Genomic DNA, 12,965 nt, shown 5'->3' with positions numbered 1-12,965 from the left:
CAATTAAGCAAAAAAGAGATTCAAAATCAATCACCATTACGTATTTTTAATTTTGTATATTCATTTGTAAATTTCTCTTTTTTCTTCAACTTAATTTTGCTTTCTGAAATAAATAGTCCAGCTAATGTAAGAATTGTCCCCAATGCAGCTAGATATGTCATTTGTTCGTGTAATACAATTATAGAAGTAAGTACCGTAATGACAGGGACCAGGTAAATATAGACGCTGGTTTTAACGGTTCCTAACACTTTAACGGCATAGTTCCATGTAATAAAGCAAAGAGCAGAAGCGCCAAGGCCCAAGAATAATATATTGAATAAGGAAACGGGATTTGCAAAACGTTCCAGTTCCAGTTGAAAGTCAAACAAGAATAGAGCAGGAATCATTAGTAAAATCCCATAAAAAAACACTCTTCTTGTCGTTTGGATCGTATTATATCCGTAACTACTGATTTTTCTAGTTAATACAGAATAAGTAGCCCAAACTAGAGTAGCTGTTACTGCTAACAAATCCCCCAATGGGTTTAGGTGGAAATTTGAAGTTCCATTAAAGCTGATGAGGTAAATGCCAGTAATTGCAACAACAAATCCAATAAAAAAATTAATCTGTAATGGTTCCTCTTTCAAAAATAGATATGTGAGAATGACTGTAAAAAATGGTACAACGGAACTTATTACGCCTACATTGGAAGCCATTGTAAAGGTTAAGGCGATATTTTCCAAAAGGTAATACAAAGTGACACCACATAAACCAGCACATACAAAGGTGAGTTCATGTTTTTTATTGGTTACTTTTAGTCGGTACGGGTATATAACCAATAACGCAATGAACCCTATTACAAAACGAAAAAATAGGATCTCAATAGGCGAAAAATCATTCAATAAAATTTTTGTAGAAATAAATGTTATACCCCAAATCAAAATGGTAATAAGTGCTGATATATGACCAACAGTATTTTTATTTTCCATTGTCTAGTCCTTTCCTGTAGCTGATTATTTATCATGGTTAATAAAAATATTTTGGTATTGTCCAGGTGTCAGTCCGATAAATTCCATAAAGAAATGACTAAAATGACTTTGATCCCCAAAACCACATTGCAGGGCCGCGTCTAACGGCTTCACGCCCTGTTCCAATAGCTCCTTTGCTTCATTGATACGAACCGTTTGCAGATACCGATACGGTGTAATTCCTCGAACACGGGTAAATGCACGTAACAAAGAATATTTATTCATATTTGAAATTCTTGCTAAATCATCTAAAGCAATACGCTCTTTATAATGTGCTTCTATATACTGACATATGTTTTCAATTTTTTGTTCTTTCGCTCTATTTTCTGTTTCTTTGGGGGTCTCGGTATATTCTTCAATTAATTGCTCAATAAGGAAATAAAACGTTTCTTCCTTCTTAAAATTTGGTGATTCGTTCATAATCATCTGATGAAGATTATGTAACAAACTTGTTTGTTCACTTCGATAAGCAACTGGATCTGTGAAATGGGGAAGATAATCTTCTCCAGTAATCTCTTTTGTCACTTTTCGCATGATTTCAGGCTTAATATTCAAACAACGATAATCTAAAGTTTTGTTGTCAATCTGTTCACAAGCATGATTATCTAGAGGATTAAAAAATATTAAATCACCTGCACCTATGACATACTCTTCGTTCTTGCAAGATAATCGTCGTTGTCCACTCTCTATAAATCCAATTACATAGTATTCATGGAAGTGGTTTGGAAATTTTTGCATAATACCATGAAAACGATAGGCTTCAATTTGTAAATCATAGTCAAAGAGAACGGTTCTTTCTTCTTGTATCATATGAATATCCCCCTTTCGATATTGTGAAAGTAAGTGTAGCACATATTTTTCAACCTTTATTGTATGATATTGACTAATAAAAAAATGGACGTGGCAACTACAAACACTGCCATGCCCATAATTATTGCATTTTAAAACGTCCTACCTGGGGTCACAATAACTATTAATCCATTTTCCAGAAGTGATTCCAAAAATATCAAATAATGTATCTATTAATTTTTTTAGAGTGAATCTTAGGTTGATGGACATGTGGGATGCCCCGCTTCCCGCTGATTTAAGTTTCGCTTTATTTCACACAAACAACTTGCCCTTGTGTTATTTCGTTTAATTGTACAGGAGTTAATTGAAATACTGCCTTCGGATGCCCCGCAGCAGCCCAAATCTCATTATATTGAAGAAGATCTTCATCGATAAAGGTCGTGATTTCCTGAACATGTCCAAATGGAGGGACGCCACCAATCACAAATCCAGTATGAGCACGAACAAAATCAGCAGCAGCCTTTCCAAGCTTTTCACCAAGTAATTGCTCTATTTTCTTTTCGTTCACTCGATTAATCCCACTAGCTACAACTAGAATTGGCTCATTAGAATTTTTCAATTTAAAAATAATTGATTTTGCAATTTGAGCTACTTCACAGCCAATTGCGTCTGCTGCTTCTTGTGCAGTACGTGTACTCTCTGGCAATTCTACCACTTCATTTTTCAAACCTAATTCTATTAATTTGTTTTGTACAATTTGTGCACTTTCTTTTAACATTTTGATCACTCCATTCTGTACCTATATGTTTATTCCACGCTTTTATATAACTTCCTGTGAAGGAAAACTAAAAAATATTTCTAATAACATGGTCATTCACATTATAATTCGCATACCTAATAGCAAACAAAAACGCTCAGAGAATATCATTCTGAGCGTTGATTTATCATTTCGCTTATTTAGTTCAATCACCCGTTTGTTTCATACATTCAGGCAATATTACTTTCAAATTGAATAGTTTTAAGTTTTATAAAGCATTTCTTTGTAATGAGAAATGCTTTTTATCTTTGTCTAAAACTAACGCTTGTGTAGCAATAAAAATATCATTATAATAAATAAATATTTATTGTTAAACGATAAATAATGTGTTAAATTCAAATTGACAATAAATAAGTGAGGTGCTTTTTATGAAACGAGTGTCAACGACCTTTTTAAAGATCGCTGTTATTCTTATTGGAATTCCGATTCTTGCTTTATGTATATTTGGCTTACCTTGGTTAGCTAATAATCCAGTAAATCCAGATTATGCCCATATACTATATCCCATTTTAATCATTATGTATGTATCAGTGATACCATTTTTCGTTGCGTTGTATCAGGCGTTCCTACTTCTAAGCTACATTGACAAGAACAAAGCTTTCTCGAAATTATCTGTAAGAGCTTTAAAAAATATAAAATACTGTGCTATCACAATCAGTATTTTATATGTGGTAGGCATGCCACTCTTTTATCTCATGGCGGAGATAGACGATGCCCCCGGTATCATATTAATCGGATTAGTCGTTATTTTTGCTTCAATGGTGATTGCAGTCTTTGCTGCTGTTCTCCAAAAACTGTTAAAAGAAGCGATTGATATAAAATCAGAAAATGACTTAACGGTCTGAGGTGATTAACATGGCAATAATAATCAATATTGATGTGATGTTGGCTAAAAGGAAAATGAGCGTAACAGAACTTTCGGAGAGGGTTGGAATAACAATGGCTAACCTTTCTATATTGAAAAATGGAAAGGCAAAAGCAATTAGATTTTCCACTTTAGAGGCAATTTGCAAAGCATTGGAATGCCAACCTGGAGACATTTTAGAATACAGAAATGACGAAGACAATCAAGATTAATAAAGTGAGGCGCAAATCATGAGAGCACTAAAACAACTCGTTCGTTTCGGCTTTGAGCAGGCCCTATCGTGTTTGTTTCCTGTCGTTATTTTTGCCTCTTTGGCTTTTACACAAATCATGCCACTTCCCTTCCTACCACGGTATGACTGGTTGCTCATCATCTGTCTTTTGATGCAGTGGTGGATGGTGCGTTCCGGGCTTGAAACACGTGATGAACTAAAGGTTATCACGTTATTCCATCTTATTGGACTTGCTCTTGAACTTTTTAAGGTACATATGGGCTCCTGGTCTTATCCGGAGGAAGGATATTTCAAAATTTTTGGAGTGCCTTTATATAGCGGATTCATGTACGCAAGTGTAGCGAGTTACCTTTGCCAGGCGTGGAGGAGATTGAAAGTTGAACTAGTTAAGTGGCCACCGTTTTTAGTAGTTATCCCTCTTGTAACTGCGATTTATTTGAATTTTTTCACCCACCATTATTGGATTGACGTTCGTTGGTGGTTATCCGGCCTTGTAATTATCGTCTTTTGGCAATCGTGGGTCACATACGAGATTGATAGAACTCGTTATCGTATGCCACTCGCACTTTCTTTTGTGCTCATCGGATTTTTTATATGGATAGCTGAAAATATCGCAACTTTCTTTGGAGCTTGGAAGTATCCAAACCAAACCGATGCATGGAATCTCGTTCATCTAGGAAAGGTGAGTTCATGGCTTTTATTAGTGATTGTTAGCTTTCTTATAGTAGCGACGTTAAAACAGGTTAAGGGGAAAAATCCCACCGAGGTAGATACTAGTCAATTTTTATAACTGTTAAGAACCCTCTTAAAAAAGGGCGGATCCTTAGGACTTTTTAGCGTACAAAATTCCGAATCAGATACATTGGAAAAAGCAACAAATAAAACTTATTTTTAAGCAACTTTAAAACCACCTACTAGATTAACTTTTAGGTGGTTGTTACATTTATAGAGTTAAAATTAAACAACTTTATTATCTCTGCATATATTTGTACTTGTTTCCCTTGAAAATATTGTTACCTCAACAAAAAACCATACCAATTCGTATGTGAATTGATATGCTAATTCATATATTATTTAAAGTGTTTCTTCCCGAAAACGGAACTACTTATTTCAAGTAGCCCCTCATTATTTAGGTAATTCAATTCGAAACTTTGTACCTTCTCCTCTTACACTCTCCACTGAAATTTCCCCATGATGCAATTCAACAATTTTCTTCACAATAGATAAACCTAAGCCACTTCCTTCAACATTACGAGCCCTTGCCGCATCCACCTTATAAAACCGATCAAAAATCCGATTCACTTCTTCTTGCCCCATGCCAATCCCGCTATCTGAGATTGAAATTTCTACACTTGTTTCTAATTCCCTTACAGCAAATACAATGGTTCCACCACTGTCTGTAAACTTAATACTATTTGTAAATATATTTGTCCAAACTTGATGAAGTAAATTCTCATCGCCTTTTATATTTATGTTAGGCACGTCAAATTCAACCGCTATGTCTTTTTCACGCCATTTCCATTCCAACATAAAAATGACATCTTTCATTTGTTTTTGCAAATCAAACTCTTTTATTTGAAGAACTTTTTCCTCTTTATCTAAAGAAGCAAGCATAAGTAACTGTTTACATAAGCTAGACATTCGCTTACTTTCGCTTTCAATAATTTGCAAATAATGTTTCCTTTCATCTTCTGTCATCTTCTCTGACTGTAATGTCTTCGAAAAACCTTGAATGGAAGATAGCGGAGATTGAAATTCGTGAGATACGTTAGAAACAAACTCTTGTCTCATTTGATCTAGCTCTTTTATACTTTTTGTCATCTTTTTAAAACTTGTAGATAATGTCCCAATTTCATCTTTTCGTCCTTCTTCTAATTCAATATCATACTCACCATTTGCAATCTTTTGCGTCGCTTTTGTAAATGTGCGAATCGGACGAATGATATAACGCGCTGCAACCGCAATAAAAATGATACTTAATACAACAATAAATCCAAGCAATACCGCTAAGAAAATCCTCATTTCACCGAATTGCTGCTGAATATCAGGGCGAATAAACAAGGCATATTGCTTATCACCATCTTTCAGCGGAACCCCTACACTATTAATTAATTCATTATCAAAAAAGCCTGTTATAAATAGACGGGTTGGATAAGTGGAAACACCATTGTATACCTTACCTTGTAAAACTTCATCAATGGTAGCATCGCTAATTTTTATAGTCCGAAAGGCATTTCCAATCCGTTTCCCCTGTTTTTGATCATCTACTACATAAATCTCATAACCTAATTTCGCAATAGAATGCAAATACTCATCCTTCGTTTCCTCATTCTGTTTTTCATACAGATGTTTTACTTCCTCTGCGTAACGTAAAATCTTTTCACTATTATACGGCTTTAATTTCACTTGATAATAAACATTGGTTAATAAAAAACCAATGACACTACTAAGAAGCATAATCCCAATGGTAATCAATACAAATCTAGAATAAAGTGACTTCATCTTATTTCAGCTCCAACTTATAGCCAAATCCACGTACCGTTTTAATTTGAAAATCATCCGTGCGCTTTGAAAAACGATCTCGAAGCCTCTTAATATGAACGTCTACTGTACGCTCATCCCCCTCGAAGTCCATTCCCCAAACAAGTTCAATTAACTCTTCTCTCGAAAAGGTTCTACCTGGATAACTCGCAAGTTGTGATAACAATTCAAATTCCTTTAACGGCAGTAAAATTGTTTGATCATTACATTTTACTTCAAAGCTTTTTCTGTCAATCGTTGTCCCATGCAGCGTAATTACGTCTGCACTCAACATTTGATAACGACGAAGTAAAGCTTTCATACGAAAAATCACTTCTGCTGGTTCAAATGGCTTTACAATATAATCATCTGTTCCTGAAATAAATCCTTTTTCTTTATCCACCAATTGATCTTTAGCAGTCAATAAAATGACAGGTATATCATGATATTTTCTAATTTCTTCGCATAAAGTATATCCATCAACAAATGGCATCATAATATCGACAATAGCAAGGTGAATATTTTCCTTTTCTAATATAGATTGCGCTACCTTTCCATCCTCAGCTTCAAAAACTGTATAACCCTCTTTTTGTAAGTGGTAATGTAGTAATTCTCTAATATGCCCGTCATCATCCGCTAATAAAATATGTATCATATTCGTTAAATCCTTCCTTGTTTATCCTTCTACACCATTACATTAAGAAACAATTGTGTTTTTTGCAAGAAAAAGCTTGCATTTAAAATTAAATATATACAAATATTAATAGACATTACAAATGAAAGCCTGTATCTTCGATTACTAAGTAATTTTCGATACAGGCTTTTTTATTTAGCCTTACCTCTCCGTTCGTTAAGCTGTAAAACCCGCTTGTTTGTAGGAGCTAAAAAGACCGAGCAAGTCGAAATCCAAGGTCGTCAATGCAAAATGAAGGATGACTACGACGACGACACGAAGCCCCACATCCTCTGGCCTCTTCAGCCCAGCTACCACCTCGAAAAATTCGGTAGGATCCGTACACTTGTTCATCATATAAATCAAAGCACCACTCCCAAACATTCCCTAACATATCATATAGACCCCATGTATTCGGTTCCTTTCTGCCTACTTCATGGATTTTGCCTCCTGAATTTTCATTATACCAGGCAATCTTATCAAGCTCTCCATATCTATAACCAGTAGTCCCTGCTTTACATGCATATTGCCACTCTGCTTCTGTAGGAAGTCGATAGCCGTCAGATTCCCAATTACAAATAATATTTTCACCATCATTACTTATAGAATAACACTCTTTCAATCCAGCTTTCTGTGAAAGTAGGTTACAAAAATAAATTGCATCATTCCAAGAAATATTTACAACGGGATTTAGATCTCCATCAAAAGAATTAGGTGATTTATTTGTAATAGCATAGTATAGATCCATAGTTACAGGATACCGGGAAAGAAGAAACGATCTTATTTCAACTTTCCATTTGCTTTTTATTCGATCGTCTCTTAATTCTATTTCTCCCTCTGGAATTTTTACCATTGGATAGTCAATGTAACTCATTATTTCATTTGACACTTTATCTCCCTCCTAACAATCTTAATTTTACAAATTTCATCACATTCAAAACCATTTAATCAATACAAAAATTACGTTGTTTTTTTACAGATAACTATCCATTAGCCATTCACGCAGCGCAAGCACTACACCAAAGAGAATGAAAATGGATAGAACCTGTTCATACTGTTTTATGGATTGGAGAGGAAGTTCGATCAATCCATTCCGTTTGCGCTTATAGTAAAAAAAGATAGTAGGGATATTCAATCCTTACTATCTTTACTCGTAATATTTATATGTCTTGAATTTGATATGCTGTCTTTTCTCTATTCTAAAGAATGTATAAAAAGTCCGCTACGAAGCTTCGGTTCAAACCAAGTTGACTTTGGCGGCATAACTTCTCCCGCATCGGCAATTGCTAATAAATCTTCCATTGATGTAGGATATAAAGCAAACGCTACTTTATAATCACCACGATTTACAAGGCGCTCTAGCTCCTCTAAACCTCGAATACCACCAACAAAATCAATGCGTGTATCAGCACGTGGATCGTGAATTTGTAGTACTTGACTCAATAAATGCTCTTGTAAAATAGACACATCTAAACGTTTTACAACATCATGGACAGCAAATGTTTCTTCTTTCACAGTGAGTTTATACCACCCCTGATCCAAATACATACCATATGATTTTGGTTCAGTTGGTTTATATGGAGAAACACCTGCTTTTTCCACATAAAAATATTGTGAAATTTGCTGTAAAAATTGCTCCTCAGATAAACCATTTAAGTCTCTCACAACACGATTATAATCCCAAATCGATAGTTCATCATGAGGGAATAACACAGATAAAAAGAAATTAAACTCTTCTTCTCCTGTATAGTTCGGATGTTGTTCCCTACGCATTAGTCCTACTTTCACAGCAGATGCTGATCGATGATGTCCGTCTGCAATATATAAGGAAGAAATCTCTTCAAATAATTCTACTAATGCAGAAATCGCATCAGTTTCTGCGATTTTCCATATTACATGCTCTACACCATCATCAGCAGTAAATTGATAAATTGGCGTGTTATTTTCTTGCCAATTTGCAATTAACTTTGTTACTTCTTCTTTTGCACGATATGTTGAAAAAATTGGACCAGTATTCGCATTACATATATCAACATGACGAATACGATCTTGTTCTTTTTCATGACGGGTCCGCTCATGCTTTTTAATTGTATTATCGGTATACTCATCGATTGATGTACAAACGACAAGTCCAGACTGCGTTCGCCCTTGCATCGTTAATTGATAAATATAAAGACATGGCTCTTCATCTTGAATCAATATTTCTTCTTTCATTAAACGTTGTAAATTTTCACTTGCCTTTTCATATACACTGTTATCATATGGTGAAACAGCCGGGTCTAAGTCTATTTCAGCTTTATCAATATGTAAAAAGGAATATGGATTTCCCTTTACAACTTCTCTTGCTTCTTCACTATTTAACACATCATACGGCAGTGCCGCAACTTGTGCAGCCTTATCAGATACTGGACGAATAGCCCTAAATGGTCGAATTGTCGCCAAATTTCTCTCTCTCCTTTATACAATCATTCGAACAGCTACTACACCTGTGATTTTCTTTATGTTTTCAACTACATTTTCTTTAATTATATCATCAATTCCATTATCAATATCAATCATTGTATATGCAAAGGAACCTTTACTACGGTTAATCATATCAGCAATATTAATATGGTGTTCCGCTAAACAGCCTGTAATTTGCCCCACCATATTCGGAACGTTTTGGTGCATAATCGTAATTCGTTTCTTTCCGACATAAGGAAGTTCCACATTTGGGTAGTTTACTGAATTACGAATGTTTCCTGTTTCTAAATAGTCACGTAACTGGCGAGCGGCCATAACTGCACAATTCTCTTCAGACTCATACGTAGAAGCTCCAAGATGAGGTGTTGCTGTCACATTTTTCAGTTTTATTACATTTTCATTTGGAAAATCAGTTACATAATGATTAATAATTCCTTCTTCTAAAGCTTTTGCTAACGTAACTTCATCCACAAGTTCTCCTCTTGAGAAGTTAAAGAGACGGACACCTTTTTTCATCGTTTGTACAGCATGTTCTCCAATAATACCTCTCGTTTGATCTGTCAATGGAATATGCAATGTAATATAGTCACATGTCGAAAAGATTTCATCTAAACTAAATGCACGTTGTACGTGTGTTGATAATCGCCATGCTGTTTCAACAGATATATATGGATCATATCCAACAACATCCATACCAAGAGATAATGCATCGTTTGCTACAAGAGCACCAATTGCGCCAAGTCCAATAACACCAAGTCGTTTTCCTGCTATCTCTGAGCCAACAAATTGTTTTTTTCCTGCTTCTACAAGCTGCGGAACTTCTTCACCTTCTAATCCCGCTGTCCAACCAACCCCGTTTATAATATTACGTGACGACATAATAAGACTCGCAAGAATAAGTTCTTTCACTGCATTTGCATTTGCCCCTGGTGTATTAAAAACAACAATCCCGCTTTCTGTACAACGTTCTACAGGAATGTTATTTACACCAGCTCCTGCTCTTGCAATTGCCTTTAAATCTTTTGAAAATTCTTCTTGATGTAAGGAAAAGCTTCGAAGTAATATACCATCTGGATGTTCTAATCCTTCTCCAACCTCATATCGCTCTCCCTCAAAAATTTGCAAGCCTTTTTCAGCAATTTGATTTAATGTTTGAACGCGAAACATTTCCCCATCTCCCTATCTATTCTCTAGCTCAAAATTCTTCATATAATCTACTAATTGTTGAACACCTTCTACTGGCATTGCATTATAAATACTAGCTCGCATACCACCAACAGAACGATGGCCTTTCAATGTAACAAACCCTAACGTTTTAGCTTTTTGTAAAAATTGCTCGTTTAAATCATTCGATGGTGTTGTAAATGGAATATTCATAAGCGAACGATACGCAGGGTCAACTGGTGAAGTAAATAATTTTGATTCATCTAAAAAATTGTATAGAATCGCTGCTTTTTTTCTATTTTGTTCTTCCATTGCAGATACGCCGCCCTGCTCCTTTAACCACTCTAGTACTAGCTTCGTCACATAAATACTAAAGGATGGCGGTGTATTATATAAGGAATTATTTTTACTATAAGTTTCATAGTTTAACATTGTCGGACAAGAAGTGTTCGCTTTGCCAATTAAGTCTTTTCTAATAATTGCAATCGTTAGCCCTGCTGGCCCTAAATTCTTTTGTGCTCCTGCATAAATTAAACCAAATTTCTCTATATCGTATTCTTCGGATAAAATATTCGAAGACATATCAGCAATAAGTGGAATATTCTCTAACTGTGGCAACTCAACATATTTCGTTCCTTCAATCGTGTTATTCGTTGTTATATGTACATAATCTAGTTCTTTCGGAATCATTGAAACATCTACATGTGGAATCGTTGAAAAACGATCTTCTTCTGATGAAGCAATAACTTCTACTCCCCCAGTTTTTTGAGCTTCCTGTAAAGCTTTCTTAGACCATGAACCCGTAAGTACGTATCCAGCTCTTTTATGTTCATTCATTAAATTTAATGGAACCATTGAAAACTGCAGAGATGCCCCTCCTTGTAAAAATAAAACATCATAATTCTCAGGAATGTGCATCAATTCACGAAGCAAGCTACTTGCTTCATCTATAATACTTTGAAACTGTGAAGATCGGTGACTCATTTCAATAACAGACATGCCTGTCCCATTATAATTTGAAAGCTCCTTTTGCACTTTTTCTAAAACTGGCAAAGGGAGTATAGATGGCCCTGCTGAAAAATTGTAAACTCTCTCCATCACTCTTACAACCTCCCTGTTTCTATATTTATCCCGCTTTAACGGGCAGTAAGCCTCCATCTCAAGATTTAGAGAGATGAAAGGATGGGATATTTTAGGACAACTGCCCGTAAAAGCCCGATTGGTTAAGGCTAACGATCAGTGGGGAAACCCCTACCCCACTGATCGAGGTTTCACTATATTAATTTTTAAACTTTCTGAATTATAACCTATATAAAATATACGGTCAATTTGTTTTGCTTTATTAAGGTGCAAGACGCAATGGAACCGTTTGCAGATACATTTTTATCTATAAACATACAAAAAAGTGTTAAGCATTTTATCATGCTTAACACTCCATTCATAAATTTATAAGAGTTAATTGTCCGTAAAAAACCGGTCGAAAATTTGATAAATAGCAGAAAGACCAAAGAGCCAATAAATGGTATCTACAAGAGCTGGTGTAGAACCAAACCATTTCTCAACTACATTATAATCCAACGCCACAAACAACCAATTCAAACCGCCAAGAATCACCAAAATTACTGTAAGGTAAGACAAAAATTTCATTATGATTGCCCCCTAGGTGATAAAATGGTGAAAGGCCTTTCACTAAAATATATGTAACAAAATTCGAAACTTGCGCATTTCTTTATTAAAATTATTTTTTGTACCAGTCCTTTATAACCATTTCAGCTTCCTTGCTATGAATCTGATACGCATGAGTTCGATTATTTGAACCAATAAACCAAATTGAAAATCCTTTAAAGTATGGCTTAGGCTCTAGAACATCTCGAAAAGCACGCCATCCATTAGATTGAACCTCTGGAGAAAATACTTTTGAAGCATTTGGATTCCATGGATTTTGCAACCCGAATTCTCGCGCTGGAATATTAAAACCTCCAAATTGAACTACCCCCACCTACCTCTACATGAGCTTGAGGTGGGGGATTCATATGTTTCTGCTCAAACAAAAACACTTCCTCTCGTTCAACAAAGAGGATACAACGATATAGAAATTCAGTAGTGTCCTTAGGCAAGACGACCTCTTTCTCTCTTCCGAGGAAAACAGAAAAGGTACAGCTACTTTCTTCCTCTATCGAGGCGATGAACACCCTGTCATGCATCCAGTTCCTAGACCTGTTATCTGCCCTGGTGACAAGCGTAAGAGACTGGGACAAGGGGCTCTTTTTTCATTATGCCAACAGTTTTGCTAGTTTTTTCTTTTCACTTTCAAATAAGTCTAATCCCTCGATTTGTAATGCCTCTTCCGGCTGATTCACATCATATAACTGATAGAAATGATGTGTACGAATATCCAATCGATTGTTTAATTGATGCCAATGGCTCCAGTGGTG

At 35.4% G+C, this 12,965-nt stretch carries 13 protein-coding genes and 1 pseudogene; 3 read left to right on the top strand and 11 right to left on the bottom strand.

Annotated features, from left to right (window positions below; translation table 11 throughout):
- Positions 1-26: 26 nt before the first annotated feature.
- The 3 genes from J4P91_RS12260 to J4P91_RS12250 all read right to left on the bottom strand — a co-directional run bounded on the left by J4P91_RS12260 (position 27) and on the right by J4P91_RS12250 (position 2,574).
- Positions 27-968 carry a DMT family transporter gene (locus tag J4P91_RS12260; protein ID WP_207994341.1) on the bottom strand — a complete coding sequence of 314 codons (942 nt, stop codon included), beginning with the start codon at positions 966-968 and terminating at the stop codon, positions 27-29.
- 24 nt (positions 969-992) lie between these two features.
- Positions 993-1,817 (bottom strand): helix-turn-helix domain-containing protein, encoded by an 825-nt coding sequence (locus J4P91_RS12255; RefSeq protein ID WP_207994340.1) that lies wholly within the window; start codon positions 1,815-1,817, stop codon positions 993-995.
- Positions 1,818-2,103: 286 nt separating this feature from the next.
- Positions 2,104-2,574, bottom strand: coding sequence for a YbaK/EbsC family protein (locus tag J4P91_RS12250; RefSeq protein WP_243763828.1), 471 nt, complete (start codon positions 2,572-2,574; stop codon positions 2,104-2,106).
- Between the two features lie 407 nt (positions 2,575-2,981).
- Between J4P91_RS12250 and J4P91_RS12245 the strand changes: the two genes are divergently transcribed.
- From J4P91_RS12245 to J4P91_RS12235, 3 genes are read left to right on the top strand one after another with little or no spacing between them, the layout of a single operon-like run.
- A complete protein-coding gene (locus tag J4P91_RS12245) occupies positions 2,982-3,458 on the top strand; it encodes a DUF2975 domain-containing protein (RefSeq protein WP_207994339.1) in 477 nt (158 codons plus the stop codon).
- A 10-nt stretch (positions 3,459-3,468) separates the two neighbouring features.
- Positions 3,469-3,690 (top strand): helix-turn-helix domain-containing protein, encoded by a 222-nt coding sequence (locus J4P91_RS12240; RefSeq protein WP_207994338.1) that lies wholly within the window; start codon positions 3,469-3,471, stop codon positions 3,688-3,690.
- An 18-nt stretch (positions 3,691-3,708) separates the two neighbouring features.
- Positions 3,709-4,500 (top strand): DUF817 domain-containing protein, encoded by a 792-nt coding sequence (locus J4P91_RS12235; RefSeq protein ID WP_207994337.1) that lies wholly within the window; start codon positions 3,709-3,711, stop codon positions 4,498-4,500.
- A 335-nt stretch (positions 4,501-4,835) separates the two neighbouring features.
- Here J4P91_RS12235 and J4P91_RS12230 read toward each other — a convergent pair whose 3' ends face one another.
- The 8 genes and pseudogenes from J4P91_RS12230 to J4P91_RS12195 form a co-directional block, all read right to left on the bottom strand.
- Entirely contained in the window at positions 4,836-6,212 is a 1,377-nt protein-coding gene (locus tag J4P91_RS12230) for a sensor histidine kinase (RefSeq protein ID WP_207994336.1), read from the bottom strand.
- Between the two features lies 1 nt (position 6,213).
- The gene (locus J4P91_RS12225) at positions 6,214-6,885 is read right to left on the bottom strand and encodes a response regulator transcription factor (RefSeq protein ID WP_207994335.1); all 672 of its coding nucleotides are present in this window, start codon (positions 6,883-6,885) and stop codon (positions 6,214-6,216) included.
- Between the two features lie 226 nt (positions 6,886-7,111).
- A complete protein-coding gene (locus J4P91_RS12220) occupies positions 7,112-7,777 on the bottom strand; it encodes a formylglycine-generating enzyme family protein (protein ID WP_374192042.1) in 666 nt (221 codons plus the stop codon).
- A 320-nt stretch (positions 7,778-8,097) separates the two neighbouring features.
- A complete protein-coding gene (locus tag J4P91_RS12215; protein ID WP_207994334.1) occupies positions 8,098-9,345 on the bottom strand; it encodes a DUF1015 domain-containing protein in 1,248 nt (415 codons plus the stop codon).
- Positions 9,346-9,360: 15 nt separating this feature from the next.
- Complete coding sequence (locus J4P91_RS12210) at positions 9,361-10,533, bottom strand: phosphoglycerate dehydrogenase (RefSeq protein WP_207994333.1); 1,173 nt, start codon at positions 10,531-10,533, stop codon at positions 9,361-9,363.
- A 12-nt stretch (positions 10,534-10,545) separates the two neighbouring features.
- Complete coding sequence (gene serC, locus J4P91_RS12205; protein WP_207994490.1) at positions 10,546-11,628, bottom strand: 3-phosphoserine/phosphohydroxythreonine transaminase; 1,083 nt, start codon at positions 11,626-11,628, stop codon at positions 10,546-10,548.
- Between the two features lie 357 nt (positions 11,629-11,985).
- Positions 11,986-12,177 carry a DUF378 domain-containing protein gene (locus J4P91_RS12200; RefSeq protein WP_017151787.1) on the bottom strand — a complete coding sequence of 64 codons (192 nt, stop codon included), beginning with the start codon at positions 12,175-12,177 and terminating at the stop codon, positions 11,986-11,988.
- Between the two features lie 91 nt (positions 12,178-12,268).
- Positions 12,269-12,520, bottom strand: a pseudogene (locus tag J4P91_RS12195) (glycoside hydrolase family 113); the annotation flags it as partial.
- Positions 12,521-12,965: the final 445 nt, after the last annotated feature.

The sequence above is a fragment of the Bacillus sp. XF8 genome, assembly GCF_017498755.1.
Classification (GTDB): Bacteria; Bacillota; Bacilli; order Bacillales; family Bacillaceae_G; genus Bacillus_A; species Bacillus_A bingmayongensis.
Note: the sequence above shows the minus strand (reverse complement) of the source record. Positions and strands in the feature narration are given on the sequence as shown.